General features: G+C 59.5%; 27 protein-coding genes. 16 read left to right on the forward strand and 11 right to left on the reverse strand.

Going from position 1 to position 18,264, the window contains the following annotated elements:
• Positions 1–9 precede the first annotated feature (9 nt).
• The 8 genes from AB4O22_RS05070 to AB4O22_RS05105 all read right to left on the reverse strand — a co-directional run bounded on the left by AB4O22_RS05070 (position 10) and on the right by AB4O22_RS05105 (position 6,258).
• Complete coding sequence (locus AB4O22_RS05070; RefSeq protein WP_460105757.1) at positions 10–1,173, reverse strand: Arm DNA-binding domain-containing protein; 1,164 nt, start codon at positions 1,171–1,173, stop codon at positions 10–12.
• A gap of 266 nt (positions 1,174–1,439) precedes the next feature.
• Positions 1,440–1,688, reverse strand: coding sequence for a hypothetical protein (locus AB4O22_RS05075; RefSeq protein ID WP_460105755.1), 249 nt, complete (start codon positions 1,686–1,688; stop codon positions 1,440–1,442).
• A gap of 66 nt (positions 1,689–1,754) precedes the next feature.
• Positions 1,755–2,048, reverse strand: coding sequence for a hypothetical protein (locus AB4O22_RS05080; protein ID WP_460105752.1), 294 nt, complete (start codon positions 2,046–2,048; stop codon positions 1,755–1,757).
• A gap of 15 nt (positions 2,049–2,063) precedes the next feature.
• Positions 2,064–4,862, reverse strand: a complete 2,799-nt coding sequence (locus AB4O22_RS05085) for a toprim domain-containing protein (protein ID WP_460105749.1) — start codon at positions 4,860–4,862, stop codon at positions 2,064–2,066.
• Between the two features lie 4 nt (positions 4,863–4,866).
• On the reverse strand, positions 4,867–5,100 hold the full coding sequence (locus tag AB4O22_RS05090; protein ID WP_288912154.1) for a hypothetical protein: 234 nt from the start codon (positions 5,098–5,100) through the stop codon (positions 4,867–4,869).
• Between the two features lie 74 nt (positions 5,101–5,174).
• Positions 5,175–5,540: a hypothetical protein gene (locus tag AB4O22_RS05095; protein ID WP_460105747.1), complete on the reverse strand. Its 366-nt coding sequence runs from the start codon at positions 5,538–5,540 to the stop codon at positions 5,175–5,177.
• Positions 5,537–6,016, reverse strand: coding sequence for a YmfL family putative regulatory protein (locus AB4O22_RS05100; RefSeq protein ID WP_460106106.1), 480 nt, complete (start codon positions 6,014–6,016; stop codon positions 5,537–5,539). The genes AB4O22_RS05095 and AB4O22_RS05100 overlap by 4 nt, the downstream gene beginning before the upstream one ends.
• A 29-nt stretch (positions 6,017–6,045) precedes the next feature.
• Positions 6,046–6,258 carry a helix-turn-helix domain-containing protein gene (locus tag AB4O22_RS05105; protein ID WP_460106103.1) on the reverse strand — a complete coding sequence of 71 codons (213 nt, stop codon included), beginning with the start codon at positions 6,256–6,258 and terminating at the stop codon, positions 6,046–6,048.
• 84 nt (positions 6,259–6,342) lie between these two features.
• Between AB4O22_RS05105 and AB4O22_RS05110 the strand changes: the two genes are divergently transcribed.
• Together AB4O22_RS05110 and AB4O22_RS05115 are read left to right on the forward strand one after the other, a co-directional pair.
• Positions 6,343–6,693, forward strand: coding sequence for a helix-turn-helix domain-containing protein (locus AB4O22_RS05110; RefSeq protein ID WP_460158239.1), 351 nt, complete (start codon positions 6,343–6,345; stop codon positions 6,691–6,693).
• A gap of 75 nt (positions 6,694–6,768) precedes the next feature.
• On the forward strand, positions 6,769–6,954 hold the full coding sequence (locus AB4O22_RS05115) for a hypothetical protein (RefSeq protein ID WP_436366723.1): 186 nt from the start codon (positions 6,769–6,771) through the stop codon (positions 6,952–6,954).
• A 38-nt stretch (positions 6,955–6,992) separates the two neighbouring features.
• On the opposite strand, the gene AB4O22_RS05120 is transcribed toward AB4O22_RS05115, so the two are convergent.
• The 3 genes from AB4O22_RS05120 to AB4O22_RS05130 form a co-directional block, all read right to left on the reverse strand.
• Complete coding sequence (locus tag AB4O22_RS05120) at positions 6,993–7,250, reverse strand: Ogr/Delta-like zinc finger protein (protein ID WP_083221499.1); 258 nt, start codon at positions 7,248–7,250, stop codon at positions 6,993–6,995.
• A 74-nt stretch (positions 7,251–7,324) separates the two neighbouring features.
• A complete protein-coding gene (locus tag AB4O22_RS05125) occupies positions 7,325–8,194 on the reverse strand; it encodes a phage portal protein (protein ID WP_460106100.1) in 870 nt (289 codons plus the stop codon).
• The gene (locus tag AB4O22_RS05130) at positions 8,106–10,157 is read right to left on the reverse strand and encodes a terminase large subunit domain-containing protein (RefSeq protein ID WP_460105744.1); all 2,052 of its coding nucleotides are present in this window, start codon (positions 10,155–10,157) and stop codon (positions 8,106–8,108) included. Before AB4O22_RS05130 ends, AB4O22_RS05125 begins: the two co-directional genes overlap by 89 nt.
• Positions 10,158–10,319: 162 nt before the next feature.
• Here AB4O22_RS05130 and AB4O22_RS05135 point away from each other — a divergent pair, with 162 nt between their 5' ends.
• The 14 genes from AB4O22_RS05135 to AB4O22_RS05200 all read left to right on the forward strand — a co-directional run bounded on the left by AB4O22_RS05135 (position 10,320) and on the right by AB4O22_RS05200 (position 18,260).
• On the forward strand, positions 10,320–11,246 hold the full coding sequence (locus AB4O22_RS05135) for a GPO family capsid scaffolding protein (RefSeq protein ID WP_432779748.1): 927 nt from the start codon (positions 10,320–10,322) through the stop codon (positions 11,244–11,246).
• 1 nt (position 11,247) lies between these two features.
• On the forward strand, positions 11,248–12,267 hold the full coding sequence (locus AB4O22_RS05140) for a phage major capsid protein, P2 family (protein WP_432779746.1): 1,020 nt from the start codon (positions 11,248–11,250) through the stop codon (positions 12,265–12,267).
• The gene (gene gpM, locus AB4O22_RS05145; protein ID WP_460105741.1) at positions 12,264–12,989 is read left to right on the forward strand and encodes a phage terminase small subunit; all 726 of its coding nucleotides are present in this window, start codon (positions 12,264–12,266) and stop codon (positions 12,987–12,989) included. The genes AB4O22_RS05140 and gpM overlap by 4 nt, the downstream gene beginning before the upstream one ends.
• 97 nt (positions 12,990–13,086) lie before the next feature.
• A complete protein-coding gene (locus tag AB4O22_RS05150; protein WP_460106098.1) occupies positions 13,087–13,548 on the forward strand; it encodes a head completion/stabilization protein in 462 nt (153 codons plus the stop codon).
• The gene (locus AB4O22_RS05155; RefSeq protein ID WP_460105740.1) at positions 13,545–13,997 is read left to right on the forward strand and encodes a phage tail protein; all 453 of its coding nucleotides are present in this window, start codon (positions 13,545–13,547) and stop codon (positions 13,995–13,997) included. The genes AB4O22_RS05150 and AB4O22_RS05155 overlap by 4 nt, the downstream gene beginning before the upstream one ends.
• Positions 13,984–14,667, forward strand: coding sequence for a phage virion morphogenesis protein (locus AB4O22_RS05160; protein ID WP_045154842.1), 684 nt, complete (start codon positions 13,984–13,986; stop codon positions 14,665–14,667). The genes AB4O22_RS05155 and AB4O22_RS05160 overlap by 14 nt, the downstream gene beginning before the upstream one ends.
• An 11-nt stretch (positions 14,668–14,678) precedes the next feature.
• Positions 14,679–15,794, forward strand: coding sequence for a DUF2586 domain-containing protein (locus AB4O22_RS05165; RefSeq protein ID WP_460105737.1), 1,116 nt, complete (start codon positions 14,679–14,681; stop codon positions 15,792–15,794).
• Positions 15,795–15,800: 6 nt separating this feature from the next.
• Positions 15,801–16,253, forward strand: coding sequence for a phage protein (locus AB4O22_RS05170; RefSeq protein WP_039013042.1), 453 nt, complete (start codon positions 15,801–15,803; stop codon positions 16,251–16,253).
• Positions 16,253–16,465, forward strand: a complete 213-nt coding sequence (locus AB4O22_RS05175; RefSeq protein WP_460105734.1) for a TraR/DksA family transcriptional regulator — start codon at positions 16,253–16,255, stop codon at positions 16,463–16,465. Before AB4O22_RS05170 ends, AB4O22_RS05175 begins: the two co-directional genes overlap by 1 nt.
• Positions 16,462–16,758 carry a hypothetical protein gene (locus AB4O22_RS05180; RefSeq protein WP_460105732.1) on the forward strand — a complete coding sequence of 99 codons (297 nt, stop codon included), beginning with the start codon at positions 16,462–16,464 and terminating at the stop codon, positions 16,756–16,758. Before AB4O22_RS05175 ends, AB4O22_RS05180 begins: the two co-directional genes overlap by 4 nt.
• Entirely contained in the window at positions 16,755–17,282 is a 528-nt protein-coding gene (locus AB4O22_RS05185) for a lysozyme (protein ID WP_460105729.1), read from the forward strand. Before AB4O22_RS05180 ends, AB4O22_RS05185 begins: the two co-directional genes overlap by 4 nt.
• Positions 17,279–17,809 carry a lysis protein gene (locus tag AB4O22_RS05190; protein WP_460105727.1) on the forward strand — a complete coding sequence of 177 codons (531 nt, stop codon included), beginning with the start codon at positions 17,279–17,281 and terminating at the stop codon, positions 17,807–17,809. Before AB4O22_RS05185 ends, AB4O22_RS05190 begins: the two co-directional genes overlap by 4 nt.
• Positions 17,806–18,096, forward strand: a complete 291-nt coding sequence (locus AB4O22_RS05195; RefSeq protein WP_039013050.1) for a putative phage tail assembly chaperone — start codon at positions 17,806–17,808, stop codon at positions 18,094–18,096. The genes AB4O22_RS05190 and AB4O22_RS05195 overlap by 4 nt, the downstream gene beginning before the upstream one ends.
• 23 nt (positions 18,097–18,119) lie before the next feature.
• Positions 18,120–18,260, forward strand: coding sequence for a DUF6890 family protein (locus AB4O22_RS05200; protein ID WP_039013052.1), 141 nt, complete (start codon positions 18,120–18,122; stop codon positions 18,258–18,260).
• The last annotated feature ends 4 nt before the right edge of the window (positions 18,261–18,264 follow it).

Genomic DNA, 18,264 nt, shown 5'->3' on the forward strand with positions numbered 1-18,264 from the left:
GAGAGTGAACTATAATTTCAATGCCAATTGCAGCATCCCCACGACATCCGGACCGTCCTCATTGATCCACGTTCCATAGTGCTGACGGATCATATTCCCGTTGGTATGTCCCATCTGTTCGGCGATCCAGTCGATCGACGCTATTCCTGTGGTCAGCAGCTGACTGGCGTACGTGTGCCGGCACTGGCCAGGCCCACGATAGCGAACCCCGGCCGCGAGCAAGTGAGCCTTGAAAAACCTATCCCTGACCACGAAGTCGCTGACGTGCGGTAAACCGCTTTTCGTATTCAAGAAGACAAAGTGCAGCTTGTGCTGCCTTACCGTCTTGTTGTCTCGTTCGACAATATCCACGGTTTCGGCCTTTCTTTTGCGATTCAGCGCGTCGATCTTCTGCAGAGCATCCCAGGCCGGGGCGAGTAGTCGAACCTTACGCGTTGAACGGCGGGTCTTCGTCACCCGGTAAGCCCCGCGCACCTTAGATCTGCGGAATGTCACGGTTCCTTGCGCCAGATCCACATCTTCCCATGCCAGGGCGATGGTCTCGGACACCCGGGGGCCGGCCCATATCATGAACTGAACCATCAACAGCTCTTGAGTGCGGTTGGTATGGGTTTCCAGGATCTGTTTGATTTCTGCCCTGGTGAACGGGTCGGGTGCCTCGGGATCTGGCAGTCGTACCATTAAACCCTCGGTCGGGTCGTGCGCCACTTTCATCCTGGTGCGATAGAGCCGGAACACCTGGCGTACGTTGCTGATGATGTCGCGGATGGTCTTGTTCTTGAGTGTTTTCGAAAGGGTTACCTGTATCCATTCCTGTAGGTCCAGGTGGTCGATATTCTGGATCTGTACCTTCCCCCAGCGCGGCCGTACATGAACCTCCGCCTTATTGGCGTAACCCCGATAGCTGGACGCCGCCACGCTATTGGCTTTGATCTTTAACCACAGGTCCAGGTAGTGGCCGAAGGTGTTTTCCACCAACTTGACCGAGTTGGGAAAGTGCCGTGCGTAATCGAACGTGCCGGCCTGGATTTCGTATTCGATGATTTCGACCATGCGTTTAGCCTGGGCAACGTTGGCCGGAGTGTTGCCGCCCGGGATTGCCTCCCGGCATTTCTCCCCGTTGTACTGAAAATAGATTCTCACGGATTTCCCGCGAGCTTCGACCCCACTCATGTAAACCCCTAACGCTGTGCTTGTGTATCGACAGTCTGACGATCGGAAACAAAAAGGCCCGTTTCCGGGCCAAGTATCTGGAAGCGCATCTTCTGGTGGACGCGGCTTACCGCTTAGGCTTGTGGTTGCGCAGATGTGCGTTCTGCAGCTGGCGCCGCTGGCTGCACTTGTCATGGTTACCTTGGGCGCGCCACCTGCTGCACTGATCGCAAAGGCTGGTGTAGTCAATGTTCCAAGGGAAACGCCGTGCTGGTGCTGCAGGACTGTCAGACATTGCGTGATACGCCCCGGGTTGCCGGCATGGCGAGCAGTTGAGCGACGACGGCGGCGTCCGTTTCGCTCAGTTCGCCCAGGGTGCTGGCCATCTGGCTGAGACTTTCAAGACGAGTGCGTGATTCTGGGGTTTTGTGTACCAGATAACCAATGACGGCCGCGCCGATGATCGCGGTGGCCACAAGGTGGCGTGCCGGTGTGGTAGCCTTCGCGCCGCTGCTGCTTAGGTTCTGTGCTTGCATGGTATAGCCCTCTGCTGTGGTTGGGTGTCGAGGAGCTGCAACTCCTCGGCACTGTTTCTTAAAAGGTCAGTCTTTACGGGCCAGGTGGATCACCAGGTTGTCAAAATTCGGCTCATGTTCAACACATGATTGCCATTCCAAAACTCTCAAAATCTGTTGCCTGCTGCAGTCGTCCACCAGGATTTCGCGCTGACCACCGGCTGCCCGGACTTCCAGGATTTCCAGCAAGCCATCCTCCCCATAAGCACCGGCCTGGATGACTGGCGCGCTTTGCCCTGTGAAGTCCAAACGGTCCTGCACTGACTGCAGCTTGCTTGTTTTGCCGTCGCCGGCATTACCCATCAACACTTGGATTTGCATCGGTCTTGCTCTCCTTTACGCCTTGAATGTCCAGCACTTCACTGTGGTTGGCCGGGGTTGTGAACAGGGGTTGCGGCTGTTGAATGCAGCCCGTACAGCGCTGTGTACGGCCTTGTTGCTATCCAGAAACCTGCGGGAACGGGACTCTTTGAGTAGGTCGCGCAACGTGGCCACGTCGGCCAACTTTTGTTTGTGTTCGGCGGCGCGCTCGCAAAATTCGTTGAGGTTGATAGCAATCACAGTGGGATCACTGCTGTGGTCGACCACTGGATCCTCACTCAAGGATTCGAGGTAGTCGTAGACCTCCCAAAACTCGGCCACGGCCGCGTGGTCGGAGCTGATCGAGGCCTGGCGCTCGATGGCCATCCGCACAATTTGGCGCTGGGTGGCGGCGACCTGGGGATCACTCAATTTCAGGACCAGGCGCAGGCCATCCAGCAGCGAGAGCAGTTGAGCGTGGTTCTTGCTGATGCGCTCGACCCGGATGTAGACGCGCAGGTCATAGCCGCAACTGCTGCAGTTGCCCTGGTCGCTGACATACGCGGTGTCGCAGGCGAAGCAATGGGTGTGCAGGCGGCGCAGCTTGGCTTCGTGTTCGGGCATACGCTGGGCGAACAGCTCAAGCACCGCGGATTCTTTGCCTACAGCTCGCAACAGAAAGTGGCTGAGAGTACCGCCATCCAGCGCGTTCAACTGGTCAGCCGCTGCACGGCTTTGCGGTGTGACGGTTGGGCGCACAAAGTGCAGCTTCACGATGCGCGTCATGATCGCTTCGTGCGCGACCACGGCCGCGTTTTGGCTGATAGCGATCGTTCCCCTAAATGGCGGCTCGTATGTCTCGTTACCTGCCGTCTTGACGCCCTTCGTAGCCAGGGTGCCACCGCCGTAGAAGTCTTTCAGCTCATCCCATTCGAAGGTTTTAGCGTGTGCCCGATCATCGCTGTGGCGATCGGCTTCCAGGAACACCACCGGCATGCCAGAGACCTGGCCCATCAGACGCGAGCGCCCGGCCTTGGTAGATTTCATAGGGTCAAATCCTTCATAGCCTTCGCGGCCGAGTAGTTTCCAAAGGAGGTTCAGCAGGGTGGTTTTGCCGGCGCCAGCCTCGCCGGTGGCTTCCAGGAACGGGAAGGACTGGTAGCGAGCGCGGATCTGTTCGCAGAACAGAGAGCCGAAGAAGAACACCAGCGCGACAAAGCCCTGGGCGCCGAAGCAGGTCCACAGCAACTGCACCCACTTTTCATCAAAGCCTTTTGCTTCGCGCTGCAGCTTGATGGGGACGCCTTTCTGCAGGGTTTTCAGGCGCAGCTTGCCGAACTCGAAATAGTCTTCGCTGTTGACCTTGTAGGTGGTGCCGTCCTTGATCGCGATATCGCCGTAGACGTAGCAGGCGTATTCCTTGCTGTAGCCCACGTAGTCGATAGTTGAAACGGTTTTGATGCCGAACAGTTGATCCTTCATGAGCTTGTCGAGCTGCTGGCCGCTACCGGTAAACATGGCACCTGCCGCCATACCGAGCAGTCGCTTTTTGAATTCGCTTGCGGCCGATAGCTGGCCGCTGGTGAAGGTGTTTTTCACGCTTTCGGAGTCGTGAGGGAAGTCCACGCGCAGGTAGTACCAGGACTCGTCCGTTACCTCGTTGCGCTGGAAATACAGCGCCTGGGGGTAGCAGTTGGCAATCTCTACAACACTGCCGGACTGTTGCAGCGCCTTTTCGCGCTGCTGCGCCTGGTTAAGCAATTGGTCGTCGTGGTTCTCGCTGTCCTCGATGTCGGACATGGCCCGGTTGAATTTCTCCATGTCCAACTTGAACCAGTACAGGCGACTCCCGAAGCCGAGGTGAAATTCCCCGCGCTTGTTCCAGTCGTACATGAGCAAGGCTTTTTCCGCCGCGCTCTCTGCCAACAGCAAGGCTCCCAGGTGGCGGGCTTGCTTGAGGTCGGTAGCGATCTGTTCGGCACGCTTGGTGTCGTCCTGGATGAAGCTCCAGCGCTGATGAAGGTCGTTCCAATCTGACTTGCGACCGTCGCGTTGCGGGATCTGCGCTGACTCGCAGACGAAGCCCAGGGCACGTGCTTCGCGGACCCAACGCCTGGTGTAGGCGTTTGCGCTTGGCTCGTTATCCAAAGCCCAAACCAGCTTGGGCAGCTTCCCGCCTTCCCGGGTTTTAATCAGTGCCTTGAGCGAGTCCCCAGGGAATGCGTTGGAGGACATTGCAGACACGGCCGCGATGTCGTTGTGCACTAGGGCGATGGCATCGAAGATCCCTTCGACAATCCAAATCTCCTTGGCTTCAAGCAGATCGACGCAGGGCGGGCACCACCAGACGCCGCGATAGCTGTCCTTGGATTTGAAGCGAGCCTTCATCTTGCCGAAGCGGTGCGGCTGATCGATCAGGCGTTCCCACCAGCCGCCTTTTTCCAGGACGAATCGCACAGTGGCGCTGCCGGCGTTGTGTTCAGGGGAATAGAAACTTTCCTGAGTGAACCAACCTTGGATCAGTTCAAACCGAAAGCCCCGGGCGAACTCCAAATAGGCGCGTGCGGTGGCGTTAGGGTGCTGGTCTGTAGCCGGTGCACGCTTGCTCCAGTCTTCGAATAGATCGTCGTACAGCTCTTTCACGTGCAGGGTGTGGCCACACTTCTCAGGGCGACCACAAATCACCATCCATGGTGTATCGAACCGGGAATATAGTTCTTTCTTTTTGCACTTGGGACAGGTGCCGCCGCGCATGTAGTCGGTGCCCGTGCGGTGCTTGAGCCCGAAGTCGGACTGGAGGCGTTGCAGCACGTCGTGGCGAAGATCTTCTTTCATGGGGTTACTTCACTGCTTTGAGGCTGTGGGACAGGGCTGCCATAAGGCGTTTTTGCGCAGCCATTACCGGGACTTGGGCGAGGATCGCGCCGTGGCGCAGACCGTCCGCAACAAAGCGGAACTGGTCGGCATACCAGTGTTCGTTGAGGCTCAAGCGATACTGTTCACGCAGGTTTGCCAGCAACGCTTCGGCCTCTGCTGGGGGCAGTTGTGTGGTGACAATTACGGCGTTTGCCATCGTTAAACCTCGATTTCGGGCGCAGCTCACCCAAACCCACGGGACGTGGGGCCGGCGATTGGTTGGGTTGGGTGTTAAGAGTTCGCGGAGCGCAAACGCACGTTGTCAGGGGCGTTCAGGATGCGTTCATAGATCAGGCTGACGGGAACGGACCAGCAAAGCCCCTTGATCGGATCCTTGATCACTACAACGGTGTTGCTGCTGTAATCCAGATCGAGGCGCTGGCGGAAGGCGATTTCCACCAGCTCGATGTGGGCAAGGGAGGTCAGTTTGATTGCAACCGGTTCCGCCACGTTGAAGCTGCTCACCAGGTGAATGACGGTGCGGTTTAGAAGTGCCGACAGGTCGCCTAGGTGTTCGACTTGATGACGCTCAAGGAATGCCAATGCGGCGTTCTGCATACATTCCTGATAATCCAGGGTGTTGGTCTGAGCGTTCATTTGGCTTTCCCCGATTTGGCGCGGTAGAGATCGATGGCGGCATAGACTTCGGCGGTCCGTGCTGCCATGTGCAGGGTGTGAGCGCTCTGTATTGCCTCGGCTTCGACGTCTGTGATCACGCCGTCCTCAAGCGCCTGGGCAATGATCTGATCGACCGTGCCCCGTTTTGCCGAACTCTGCAAAGCTCGTGCGTACATCTCCACGTTGTCCAGGTTCTCTGGATGGGTCATCGGTATGAACATGCCGCCGTACATTGCGGCTACGTAGTTGGCAAAGTGCTGGGTGCCAGTGACTTGTTCCAGCTGGAAAATCTGCACATCCGTCAAAGGGCGGCAGTTGTTATTTTCATAGGCGTGATTATCAAACTTCTTGAGCGGCAGGCCGATCTGAGCGGCGGCGCATTCGCGGCCACCTTCGAAGGTGCAAATAATTGCACTGACAACTTCGCGACGTGTTTTTAGAACCTGGCTTACCATCTTCTGCTGTTCCCTCAGTGCGCTGGCCATTACTGTGCAATTACGCCGTCTTTGATTCCCAGAAGGACGGCAGCACGATGTGCCTCCCCACGACGGCATTGGCTTTGGCCACTCAAGACCGCATAGACGGTGCTGGGGTTGAGTTGGTGTCGAGTAGCGAAGTCTTTGGCTGACTGGCCACGCTTTTCTAATGCTTCCCGTGCTTGTTGACGGGCTTGCTCGGTAACGCTTGAGTTCGGCATAGTGCAGATCCGTGCAATTTCATGTGGTGTGAGATGCACAATGATGCACTTAAGTGCATTTGTAAATAGTAAGGATGAAAAAAAGTGCATCTTTCTGAAGAGATCGGTTCTCGGCTGCAAGAAGAACGGAAGCGGTGCGGCATGACGCAGAGCCAGGTCGCGGAAGCACTTGGGATTGCAAAACGAACACAAGCGAACTACGAAGCGGGTTCTAGCGATGCCACGGCGTCGTACCTTAGTAAGGTTGCGGTTCAGTTCGAATTCGATGTGCCCTACATCCTCACCGGACGGCGTAGCACACTGGCCCTTGATTCGCTGAATGAGGCTGAAGACAGCATTGTTCAGCAATACCGCAATATCCCGGCGGATGATCAAAGAGCCATTCGGCGCTTTGTTAAGGCCATGGCAGACGATGCTGCCAAAGGAGTGAGCTGACCACGCTGTTCCTGCCTTGCCACCAGCTCGCCCCCATATAATTGCGTCAGCAATGGATTTTATGGAGTGGTAAGCATGTTGGATCGCACAAACGCCGATGTCGGTTACGTTGAAATAGCTGCATCTGCGCGGTATGAGCTTTCGCACATTGAACGACGTCTGATTGGGTTCTATCGCCAGTTGAGCCATCGTGACCAGGAGCAATTGCGCCGGCTGACCGAAGCGCTGATAAGCAACCCGGATCAGTCCGACGAAGATTGATTCCTGTGCCGCCGGCATGTCGTTGTCGGCGGTTCGCATCACGCGACTGCCTGCGATCCGAGTTTTTCGAATAGCTCCCGCTGCTGGGCCCTGGGCATATCTCGCAGTCGATCAATCAGCAACCTGTCGAACGTCTGCGCGGACGGGCTGAGCGTGTGGGAAAACGTGAGATTTGCGACCCAACTGTGCCCACACTTTGCGTCGAGGCACTGGCAGTAAAGTTTCGCGAAGTCGGCAGATAGCACCTCACGTGATGCAATTCGACCTTTGTGTCCGCATTTACAAGTAACTCTCATGTTCCCTCCCCAGGGTGCAACGAATTGCCACTATGTTCGCATGTGGTGCAGAATTTTTCCCTGCCTTTGAAATATCAGGCAGCGGTTTCCCCTGCGTTATCAAGCTTTCTCCAGTCGATACGCCTGTCACGTCGAAGGGTGTCATTCAACTGGTTGAACAGCTGACAGATCGGCCTTATCTCGTTGCTGGTGTACACGCGGTCAATCTTTTCGATATCACCAAACCCGCCGTTGTTTTCCGGAATGATCCCGGCCAGGGCAGGGTTCATACGCCACGCCGCAATCACGTCATTGCGGGTGATGTTCTTCACCTTCTCCAGCTCGTCTTTGGCCTGGAAGTCCCCCACGGGGATGATCTGGATGGCATTTTCCTTGCCGTTGGGGATATTGACGAACATCGAACGGAAGTTGCCCACGCCCTTGCTGGCGCTGATTTGGGCGCGCAGGTTCTCTTCGTCTTCCTCGGTCAGGTCCGGGTCGTTGGTGTAGAAGATGTAGCCCGCGTGCGCGCCGTTGCTGTAGTAGCGCCGGCGGAACAGGGTCGCGGCTTCGTTGAGTAATAGCGCCTGCAGGCCGCCCAGGTAGTCGGGCACGCCGTAGATGTTCTGTTCCACGTCGTAGTCCAGGACGTGTTCGATTTCGTCCTGGTTGAAGTCCATGTACTTGCTGTCGGGCATCAACATCCTGAACCCGCCGTCCACCTTCACCCGCATGTTGATCGCCGGCAGGTGCTGCATTTCCAGCACTTCGCCAAAGGCATTGGTATCGCGATAGAAATACGCCTCGCCGAACACCATGTAATCCAGGCTCGCCCGGCCCATGGTCTGCGTGCTGCAGCCCTCGGACGGGATGAATTCACGCAACAGCAAGTTGCGTTTGAACTTGGGAATAGCGCCGTGGTGCGCGTTGGCGCGCAGCAGCTTGGCCAGGCCCGCCCGCGACACCGGCGGTTTGTAGATCTCGCCGTCGTCGCTGAGAAATACCCCCAGGTACTCGCCGATGTTGCCGGACAGCACCTGTTCGGGTTCTCCGAAGGTGAACGCCCGCATGGGCTGTGGCTGTCGCACCTGCTGGCTGGCTTGGGGTTTTCTGTGTCGTGGCTTGGGCATTGTTTCCGCTCGTGACGTAGCGACTGCGGCGCCGCTTGTTGTGGTTTAGGGGTTCATTGGCCAGGGCATGCATCACTGACCAGGCGATATCGGCGTGGCCGGTAGCGTCGGTGCGTGAAGCGCTGTAGGTGACCTGGCCGCTGGTGGTGGTGCCCCGCTTGATGGTCAGGAACGCCTGGGCGATGTCGGTCCAGCCGGCGTCCCACTCGATGCGACTGCCCTGGATCGTGTCTTGGGCTTTGAGTACCAGGGTGTTTTTGGTCTCAAGGCTGTAATGGATCGGCGTGGCCTTCGCGTAGAAATCGCGCACCAGGTCGAACACGCCATATCCCACACCGGTGATATCGATACCGATGTGCTGCACGTTGAAACGCTCGGTAAGCTTTTTGACCTGGGCAGCCTGGTAATTGAACGAATGCCCCCGCCAGCTGTGCTTTTCCAGAATGCGGAATTTCGCCCCGGGTTCCAGTGGCGGGGCGACCACCACGCAGGTGGCGTCGTCGCGGGTCCTGCTCGGATCGTAGCCCAGCCACACTGGGCTGTTGCCGAATGGGCGATCCAATTCCGGGTTGTAGTCTTCCCACAACGACAAGTCGGAATAGCAGCGCTCCAGGTCCTTGAGGCTGAACGCGCTCTGGCTGCTGTCGATGAACTTGCAGTAGAACAACTGCTGGAATTTGTCTTCGTCGTACTCCAGCTGCAGCTGTTCCAGGTCGAACAGATCGCAGCCGCCGGCGATGGCGTCGTCCAGGGTAATGGTCTTGCGCCACTGACCATCGGGGCACAGCGCGCCCTGGGTGTAGGACGCCTCGGTGGGCCAGGTGCCGCCGGCCTTTTTGCCGCGTTTGCTGTTGCGAAATTCCTCGCCCGACCAGAACGGGTACGCCTGGTGCGACACGGCGCTGGGCGTCGAGAAATAGGTTTTTCGCCACTTCTTGTGGGTGCCCATGGCGCTGGCCACGGTGCTGAGTTTGTCGAAGTCACGTATCCAGAAATATTCGTCGACGTAGACGTGGCCATGGTAGCCCTGGGCGGTGCTGCTGTTGGTGCTGAGAAAGCGCAGCTCGGCGCCGTTGCTGAGTGTGATCGGGTTGCCGGTCAGCTCAATATCGAACCATTGCTTGGCGAACTGGATGATGTAGCTGCGGAAAATCTCCGACTGCGAGCGGCTGGCCGACAGGAACACCTGGTTGTCGCCGCTGAGTACGGCGTCCATAAATGCTTCGCCGGCGAAGTAGTAGGTCAGACCGACCTGGCGGCTTTTCAGGATATTGCGGATCCGGCATGTCAGCGGGTTTTGCTTGGCTGCGAACAGCTCCTGCTGATAGCGGTACATCTTGCTGATGAACTTATCCAGGAAGTCGACTTCGGTCAGCCCGCTGATGTCGTTCTTCACTTTCTTTTCGCGTTTCTTCCCTCCGCTATCGCCACGGCCCGAACGTTCGCCACGCGCACCCTGGCGGCGTTCCTGTGGCTCGTCTGCAGATTCCCCGGCTGGCGCTGGCGACGGTTTGACCGCTTGCTTTAACAGGCGCTCGCGAACGGTGGTCAGCCGGTCCAGCTCGTTGAGTTCGTCCTTGGTCAGGCTGCTGGCTTTGTCCAGGAGTAGGGTGATTCGCCGGCCGACGGCCGTTAGCGGTTCTTCGTCCGACAGCATGTCTTCCCACCCGCCCTGGCGGATCCAGTAGTAGACGATGCGGATGTTGGGCAGGTTGAGCTGCGCCTGAATTTCCTTGGCCTTACAGCGGCGTAGAAACAGGCGTTTGGCGGCTTCTTTAACTTCGGTCGAGTAGTACATGAGCCGCAGTCTATGCGGCGAAAACGTTGGAAACGTGGGGTTAAATTCCGGGATTCACCTATATCGCGAATATAGGAGGAACGCGCATTTGAACCGTTTGTTGGGGGCTTTGCAGCTCCCTATCGTGGCGGCTCATTCAACGATTGAGCGCAGTTATCGCCCATGCCCCGTTCCCTTGTTTCGTTCTGGAAACGCGTCGCCACCAGTGGCCCGACCATTGATGGCCGAGTGATCCTTCCCCAGGAATTGCGCGATATCGCTGAGACCTACAGCACTGCCAAATACACCGCTTCGATCTGGTCCGAACATGAACGCTGGCCAGGTTCCTACGGCACCGTTTATGCGGTGCGCCTGGTGGAGGAGGGCGAAGGTCTGGAGCCTGGCCAGGTCGCGTTGGAAGCCCAGCTGAAACCGAATGACAAGCTGCTCGCACTCAACGACCAGGGCGAGAAATTGTTTTCCAGCATCGAGATCCTGCCGGACTTTGCCAACACCGGCAAAGCCTATCTGGTCGGCTTGGCGGTGACTGATTCACCGTCGAGCCTTGGCACCCAAGAACTCTATTTCTCCCGCAAAACCGGTCAACCGGTCCACTTCGCGGCCTCTGTCCCCCTTGGCTCCCTGCGTGACGAAGAGCCGCAAGGCGACATGGCCAAGCTGTTCAGCATGTTCACGGGCTTATTCAAGCGCTTCGGCCTTGAAGAGCGCACCACCGAAGTCCCCCCGCAATCCACAACCGAGACCGAACCCCCTATGGATGAAGCTACCGCAACGGCCTTGAAAGCCCTGCTGGCTCAACTGCTGATTGTCGCTGCTGGCATTCAGGCAGTGATTGAGCCCGTCGCTGAAGAGGCACCAGAGCCCGAAGCCGCGCCGATTGATGACGTGCAGGCCGCCGTCGATGACATCGTGACCACCGCCGAGGATGAACGTGAGTTCAGCCGCAAGGACGGCGCGACGAATAAGACATTGCTGGCAAACATGGCCGCCCTGCAAAAGCAGTTCAACGAGCTGAAAAATACCCCCAATGGTCGCCACCTGCCGCGCAATCCCGGCCCGGTAACCACCACCAAAAAGCGGGTGCTCTGACATGGCCCATTCACTGAGCGCCTTCGGCGCCAAGATGTACGCCGAACTGCAGTTGGCCATCGCTGAAAGCTATGGCGTGGAGTTGGCGAGCAAGCACTTTAGCGTCGATCCAACCATTGCCCAGGAACTGAATGACGCGATCACCGCGAAGTCCGACTTCCTGGAGCGGATCAACGTCATCCCGGTCAGCGAGATCAAGGGCCAGAAAGTCTTCATCGGCGTGTCGGGCCCGGTCACTGGCCGTACCAACACCAAGACCACCGATCGCGAAGCCAAAGATGCGTCGTCGCTGGATCAGGACACCTACGAGCTATCGTCGACCGAGTCCGATGTGGGCTTGCCCTACGCGAAAATCGACGCCTGGGCCAAGTTCCCTGACTTCCACCAGCGCTATTCCGCTGCCGTGCAAAAACAGATCGCGCTGGATCGCATCATGGTCGGTTTTCATGGCACCCACGCGGCGGTGCAAACCGACATCGAGCAGTACCCGATGCTGCAGGACGTCAATAAAGGCTGGCTGCAACAGGCCCGGGAACAGATCCCGGCCCAAGTGCTCAAGGAAGGCAAGGTTGCCGGCAAGGTTACCCTCGGCGCCGGTGGCGACTACGCCAACCTCGACGCCCTGGTGCATGACACCAAGCAGTTGGTGGACGAGCGTCTGCGCGATGCCGGCGACCTGATCGCAATCATCGGCACCGACCTGCTGGCCGCTGACAAGGCCAAGTTGTATTCGAAGCAGGGCGACACTCCGACCGAAAAAGAGCGCATCGAAGAAGCCCAGGTGATTGCCACCTACGGCGGCTTGCCGAGCTTTAGCGTGCCGTTCTTCCCGGTCAACGGCGTGGTGGTCACCAGTTGGGACAACCTGTCGATCTACTTCCAGGACTCCAGCTGGCGTAAGCAGACCATCGAAAATCCCAAGCGCTCCCGCGTCGAGGATTACAACAGCCGCAACGAAGGTTACGTGATCGAGCAGCTGGAAAAGTTCGCCATGACCGAAAACGTGGAGCTGGTCGCGTGAGTCTGGCCCTTGCGCACAAGCGCCGCACCATCGCCTTGGGAGGCGCCGCCATTACGGCGGCTGCCGTCTCCGCAGCTCTTCCTTACTCGCCAGCGGAAGCCCTGAACAGCCCAGCCAATGCGCGCAAGCATTTGATGCTGCAGGAAGCGGCGCTGGACCAGGACCTGGCGCGCATCAGCGCCATCAACGGCCTGGCCGGGCGTCAGGCACTCAAGCGCGAAGAACTGCTACCCAAGTACCAGGAGTACGTACAGCGCTACTGCGAATCGGGGCTGAATTTCCCCAATCGCGTGGCGGTGCAGGTCTTGATCTGGCTGTTCGACACCGCCCAGTTCGATGACGCCCTGGAACTGGCGGACTTCCTGATGGAACAGGGTCAGCAGATGCCGGAGCGCTTCAAGCGCCGCGACATTCAGACCTTTGTGGCCGACGCCGTATGTGAGTGGGCCTACGCCGAATACAACGCCAGCCGCAGCCCGGAGCCCTATTTGTCCGACCTGTTGCCCCGAGTTGACGGCGAATGGCAACTGACGGAGCAGATCCCGAGCAAGTACCACAAGTTGATCGGCATGCGCGCCATGGAGGCCGAGCAGTGGGAAACCGCGCTCAAGCATCTGGAACGTTCCACCGAGCTGTATCCGAAAGCCGGTAACGACACGCGCCTCGATAAGGTCCGCAAGGCCCTCGCGAAACAAGCGGCCGCTACCCCGGCCACCGAATAACCAACTACCCCCCCAGCGGGGACCTGTGGAAGTGAGCCGCCCATTTATGGGCCGTCCCACTGAAAACCGGCTCCCCGCCCTATTTGAGCGGCCAGCAATGAGCTTTTCCGGGAAACCCACCACCTTTGTGGAACAGACGATCGAGAATGACGGCTTCTGGCCGGACCTCTCCGTGTCCGAATTCCAGAAGGAACAACGCCTGCCGGCGGAGTACCTGGTCGAGCTGCTGGTCGACGCGTTGAACACTGCCATGGTCGAGGTCAATACGGACCTGACCAAGTGCAAAGCCCGCTGGCAGGCCAACGGTATTACGTGTGTCGAGTCCGCGGATTCCACGCTGCTGCCGGAACGTGCCTTTCAGGTGAAGCTGTACAAACGCGCGGTGTACTGCCGCGCCAAGGGTAACTCGCTGCCGCAATTTCCTACCGTCACCCGTCGTGAAAGCGCGGAAAACACCGGCAAGGAAGCGCCCGAGCGTGCCGAAACCTTCTTGGCTTTCAGCCAACAGGCCGTCCGTGCTCTGCAGGGTCGTGGCCGCATCACGGCGGCGCTGCTATGACCAAGTTGCAAAGCCTGACCGCCTACTTGCTGGAACGTCGCCTGGTCGAGCCTGAACAGCTCGACAGCTGGACGGAGCAGGTCACGCTTAACCTGGTCTGGAAACCCGACCTGGACGGCATGCACCTGGGCGATATGCGCTACCGCGCCGCGATCATCCTGGAGCGCTTCGCCGACCATCCGGCACGGCTGATGGCCCTGGTCGGCAGTTGGTTGGAAACCCACGACCCGGACCGCGATCGGCACGAACTGCCGGCGCCGCTGTTCGCCGTCGAGCCCCTGGACAATGACCTGTTCGACGTGGAACTCACCCTGGAGTTTGTCGAACCGCAGTACCTGGCTGAGGACCCGGCCGGCGAGATTCAGGCCTTCGGCAAGACCTGGGCATTCGTTCCTTTTGATCTGTGGATCGCTGAGCGCGGCGAGGTGGCCACCGATGGCCGGGCGTAGCACGTTCGAACTCGACGTACGCGGCCAACTCGGCGTGCGCGAGCAACTGGCGTTGCTGAGCCTGCCGCCGAAACTGCGCCGCCGGTTGCTCAACCAGGTGACCAAGCGCGTGCGGACGATGAGCCGCAAGCGTGTGCGCGATCAGCAGAACCTGGACGGCTCCCCATTCGCCCCGCGCAAGGGTGACGGCAAGGGCAAAAAGAAGATGGAAGCTGGTCTGGCCAAGCTGATGGTGGTCACCCGGTTGAGCGCCGACGAGGCGGAGCTGGGCTGGAAAAACGCCCTGACCCGTTGGGTCGCGACTCAGCAGCACAACGGCGTCAGTGAGCGCCGTACTGCCGCGCAGATGCGCCGCTGGAACAAGACCGCCCCGGGCCTGGCCGCCACCGACAAGCAGGCCAAGCGCCTGCGCCGGCTGGGCTTTCGTGTGCGCCAGGCTGGCAAGAAGACGCTGTCCCGACCGTCCGTGGCGTGGATCCAGGAACATGTGAACTACGCCCAGGCCGGGCTGTTGATCCGCATCCTGGACGACGAACGCAACGAGTCCAGCGGCGCGCAGAGCTGGGAAATCACCCTGCCGAAACGCCAGTTCATCGGCGCCAACACCCAACGCGACACCAGCCTGCTGATCAACCAGGTGTTGCAACAAATCCTAACTTCACCCCGCTAACGAGGCATTGCATGGCACTCGGTCAAGTCACCGTCGATAATCTCAATCTGGGCCAGGGTGCCGTAACAGAGATTGAGCGCTACTTCCTTTTCATTGGCCCCGCCGGCAAGAACGTCGGCCAGTTCATCCCGCTGAACACCGACAGCGACCTGGACACGGCCCTGGGCATTCCGGCAAGCGACCTGAAAACCCAAATCAACGCCGCACGCCTCAACGGTGGCCAGCGCTGGGCCTGTGTGGCGGCCCCGATCGGCGCCGAAGGCAATTGGTCCGAAGCCCTGGAGAAAGCCCAGCAGCAAGGTATCTCGGCGGAAGCGGTGATCATCACCAAGCCGGTGACCACATCGGCCGAATTCACGGCCATGCACGATGCCGCTGTTGCCTTGAACAATACCTACGGGCGCCGTGTGTTTGTGATGGCCGCCACTGCCGGCATCACCGCTGAGCAGACCTGGGCCCAGTACGTCGCCGAGCAGAAAGCCCTGGTGGCCAATGTGGCAGCGCCGCGTGTCCTGCCGGTGCCGCAACTGCACGGCAATGATCTGGGCATATTGGCCGGACGTCTGGCCAATGCTGCTGTGAGTGTTGCCGACAGCCCGATGCGCGTGGCCACCGGCCCGGTGCTGGGGCTCGGCCCAGTGCCGATCGACGGCGACAAGGTACCGCTGCCCTCGGCCGTGCGCAGTGAATTGGACCGCGCCCGGTATTCCGTTTCGCAGACCTACCCGGACTACCAGGGTGTGTACTGGGGCGACGGCAACATGCTCGACACCCCTGCCAGTGACTTCCAGGTCGTGGAATACCTGCGCATCACCGACAAGGCCGCTCGCCTGATCCGGCCACTGCTGATTCGCCGGGTAGCCGATCGCCGCTTGAACAGCACGCCCAACAGCATGGCGGTCAACACCAACCAGCTGATGGCCCCTCTGCGCGCTATGGCCAAGTCCACCACGTTCAATGGCGAAGTGTTCCCCGGCGACATCGAGCCGCCGAAGGACGGCGACCTGGTGCTGAGCTGGCTGAGCAAAACCAAGGTGGCGGCCTACATCAAGCTCAAACCCCTCAATTGCCCGAAAGACCTCACGGCGAACATCGCCTTGGATCTTTCCACCGACAAAACGGAGTAACGCGCCATGGCAAAGATTGGCGGCAAGAACTTCGACGTGAGCCTGGGCGACCTGTCGCTGCACGTCGAGAACTGCACCCTGGATATCACCGACAACTCGGCCGTGGCACAAACCCGGGGCGTGCCCGATGGCACCGTGGACGGCGACGTGGCCGCCGCCGGCGAGTTCGAACTGGATACCACCAACTTCAATCTGCTGATCGACGCGGCGCGATCGGCGGGCAGTTTCCGCGCCCTGAAGCCCTTTGACGCGGTGTTCTTCGCCAAGGCCGGGGAGGACGAAGAACTGCGCGTGGAGGCGTTCGGCTGCAAGGTGAAGATTTCCAGCCTGTTGGCGATTGATCCGAAGGGCGGCGAGAAGGCCAAGCACAAGGTGCCGTTCGACGTCACCAGTCCGGACTTTATCCACATCAACGGCGTTCCGTACCTCGACGCTGCCGAGATCGAGGGGCTGCGCTGATGGTGGATTGGTTCGACCGCGCCCAGGAGCTGGAGCAGCGCCAACGTGACCAGGCGATTCAAGCCCAGCTGCGCCAGCCTCGGCCGGTCGGGCCAAGCCTGACCCACTGCCAAGACTGCGACAACGAGATCCCGCCTGCACGGCAAGCCCTGGGCGGCATGACCCGCTGCGTTCCCTGCCAGGCCGGCCACGAAAAGAGTAAGCGCACATGACCACTGAAGCCGTTCGCCTCGGATCGATGGAACAGAAGATGGCCGTGATCGAACACCGATTGAGTGAGCTGGAAGACCGCCACGAAACCGTACCGACGCGCGTCACCAAGCTGGAACAAGGCTTTGAACACATGGCCGGCCAGCTTTCGGAACTCAACGCCGGCCAGCAGACGCTGACGGTGGCGGTGAATGACATCGCTTCGAAGGTTGGCCGTTTGCTGACCATCCTGACGTTGCTCGGCGCTGCACTGCAAATGGTCGTGCCGGCAGTGCTGCGGGTGTGGTTCCCATGAGCCTTCGCGGAAAGATCCAGGCCGGTGCCCTGGCGCTCGCCAGCGCCCCGCTGGTGGTCTTCCTGGGCACCTGGGAAGGCAACGGCCAGAACACCGTCTACGCGGACAAGCTGGCCGGTGGGCTGCCCACCGTCTGCAAGGGCATCACTCGCCACACCAGCCCCTTTCCGGTGGTGGTCGGCGACTACTGGTCGCCCGAGCGGTGCGCCGAGGTGGAGCAACTGGTGATCAGCAAGGGGCAGCTGCAGCTGGCTGATTGCATCACCAATCTGGACGTGGACCAGAACACCTTCGATGCCTTGAGTAGCCACGCGCACAACGTCGGTACGCCCAGCACCTGCGCCAGTCGGGCCGTAGGACTTATCAACGCCGGCCGCATCGCTGCCGGCTGCCGGGCGCTGGCCTGGGCGCCGGATGGGAGAACTCCTGTCTGGTCGTTTGTCACCGACGCCCAGGGCCGCAAGCGGTTCATTCAAGGCCTGCACAACCGCCGACTGGCCGAGATGGAGCTGTGCCTGAAATGACGATCCCACCTTTTCGACTCGCCCTGATCGTGATGCTGATCACCGCTATGGTGCCCTTGTATTGGTTTATCCGGGTTGTGGATCAGCGCGACGAAGCACTGAAAGACTTGAAGGGCCTGAAGTCGGAGGTCGTCGGCCTGCGAGAAGCAGCTCGCATCAGGGGGGAAAGGCTCGCCGAGCGGGACGCGATCGATCAACGAAACACCACGGAACTGAACCATGCACTTACTGAAAACGAACGTCTTCGCCGTGCTGTTGACACTGGCGGTCAGCGGCTGCGCGTCAACGCCACCTGTCCCGCGTCCGGATCTGTGCCCACCGCCGCCGGCGCCACCCGCGTGGCTGATGCAGGAGGCCCCGAACTCGCTGCAGACGCTCGACCGGATTATTTCACCCTCCGAGATCAGCTTGCCCTCAGCCGGCAAATGATTCTCGGCCTGCAGCAATACGCCGCCGGAGTTTGCCAGCGATCGCCGGCACACCAGGCCAACACCTCAACCCAACTCAACAAGAGATCCACCCCATGAGCCAACAGAACACCGAAATCACTCTGGAAATCGGCGAACAGGAATTCACTTTCAACCTGACCCCGGCTGACGTGACCAAGTACTTCAACGCCCTGACCCAGACCAACAAAGTCGCCCCGGGCAACAACCTGCTGATGACGACCGTGCTGCAGGAACAAAAGGCCGTCCTGAAACCCTTGCTGGCCAACCCGGTGATGGTGATGCAGCTCGCCGGCGCGCTCCTTGAGGAGTACGCCCCCAACGTTGAGGTGATCGTAAAAAAGCGCTCGAGCACGCTGAGCGCTTGAGCGAAAACGGCCTGGGCCAGCTCATGGCCCTGACGAACCGCTGGCTACCTGGAGCCGAACCCACGCCGGAGGCGATGGGAACGGCCAAGTGGCTGGAGGACGAACACTGGAGACGCATGGAGTTTGCCGTGGCTAACGGCATTGCTCTTGCGCTGAACGGGTAACGAC

It is taken from the genome of Pseudomonas sp. S3_B11 (assembly GCF_054667715.1).

Coding starts and splice junctions, on each gene's coding strand:
- AB4O22_RS05085 (WP_460105749.1), bottom strand. CDS start 4,862: ATGAAAGAAGATCTTCGCCACGACGTGCTGCAACGCCTCCAGTCCGAC.
- AB4O22_RS05200 (WP_039013052.1), top strand. CDS start 18,120: ATGGCCCTGACGAACCGCTGGCTACCTGGAGCCGAACCCACGCCGGAG.
- AB4O22_RS05070 (WP_460105757.1), bottom strand. CDS start 1,173: ATGAGTGGGGTCGAAGCTCGCGGGAAATCCGTGAGAATCTATTTTCAG.
- AB4O22_RS05075 (WP_460105755.1), bottom strand. CDS start 1,688: ATGCAAGCACAGAACCTAAGCAGCAGCGGCGCGAAGGCTACCACACCG.
- AB4O22_RS05160 (WP_045154842.1), top strand. CDS start 13,984: ATGGCCGGGCGTAGCACGTTCGAACTCGACGTACGCGGCCAACTCGGC.
- AB4O22_RS05140 (WP_432779746.1), top strand. CDS start 11,248: ATGGCCCATTCACTGAGCGCCTTCGGCGCCAAGATGTACGCCGAACTG.
- AB4O22_RS05080 (WP_460105752.1), bottom strand. CDS start 2,048: ATGCAAATCCAAGTGTTGATGGGTAATGCCGGCGACGGCAAAACAAGC.
- AB4O22_RS05095 (WP_460105747.1), bottom strand. CDS start 5,540: ATGAACGCTCAGACCAACACCCTGGATTATCAGGAATGTATGCAGAAC.
- AB4O22_RS05175 (WP_460105734.1), top strand. CDS start 16,253: ATGGTGGATTGGTTCGACCGCGCCCAGGAGCTGGAGCAGCGCCAACGT.
- AB4O22_RS05135 (WP_432779748.1), top strand. CDS start 10,320: ATGCCCCGTTCCCTTGTTTCGTTCTGGAAACGCGTCGCCACCAGTGGC.
- AB4O22_RS05115 (WP_436366723.1), top strand. CDS start 6,769: ATGTTGGATCGCACAAACGCCGATGTCGGTTACGTTGAAATAGCTGCA.
- AB4O22_RS05180 (WP_460105732.1), top strand. CDS start 16,462: ATGACCACTGAAGCCGTTCGCCTCGGATCGATGGAACAGAAGATGGCC.
- AB4O22_RS05155 (WP_460105740.1), top strand. CDS start 13,545: ATGACCAAGTTGCAAAGCCTGACCGCCTACTTGCTGGAACGTCGCCTG.
- AB4O22_RS05165 (WP_460105737.1), top strand. CDS start 14,679: ATGGCACTCGGTCAAGTCACCGTCGATAATCTCAATCTGGGCCAGGGT.
- AB4O22_RS05170 (WP_039013042.1), top strand. CDS start 15,801: ATGGCAAAGATTGGCGGCAAGAACTTCGACGTGAGCCTGGGCGACCTG.
- AB4O22_RS05130 (WP_460105744.1), bottom strand. CDS start 10,157: ATGTACTACTCGACCGAAGTTAAAGAAGCCGCCAAACGCCTGTTTCTA.
- AB4O22_RS05185 (WP_460105729.1), top strand. CDS start 16,755: ATGAGCCTTCGCGGAAAGATCCAGGCCGGTGCCCTGGCGCTCGCCAGC.
- AB4O22_RS05195 (WP_039013050.1), top strand. CDS start 17,806: ATGAGCCAACAGAACACCGAAATCACTCTGGAAATCGGCGAACAGGAA.
- AB4O22_RS05190 (WP_460105727.1), top strand. CDS start 17,279: ATGACGATCCCACCTTTTCGACTCGCCCTGATCGTGATGCTGATCACC.
- AB4O22_RS05090 (WP_288912154.1), bottom strand. CDS start 5,100: ATGGCAAACGCCGTAATTGTCACCACACAACTGCCCCCAGCAGAGGCC.
- AB4O22_RS05100 (WP_460106106.1), bottom strand. CDS start 6,016: ATGGTAAGCCAGGTTCTAAAAACACGTCGCGAAGTTGTCAGTGCAATT.
- AB4O22_RS05150 (WP_460106098.1), top strand. CDS start 13,087: ATGAGCTTTTCCGGGAAACCCACCACCTTTGTGGAACAGACGATCGAG.
- AB4O22_RS05105 (WP_460106103.1), bottom strand. CDS start 6,258: ATGCCGAACTCAAGCGTTACCGAGCAAGCCCGTCAACAAGCACGGGAA.
- AB4O22_RS05120 (WP_083221499.1), bottom strand. CDS start 7,250: ATGAGAGTTACTTGTAAATGCGGACACAAAGGTCGAATTGCATCACGT.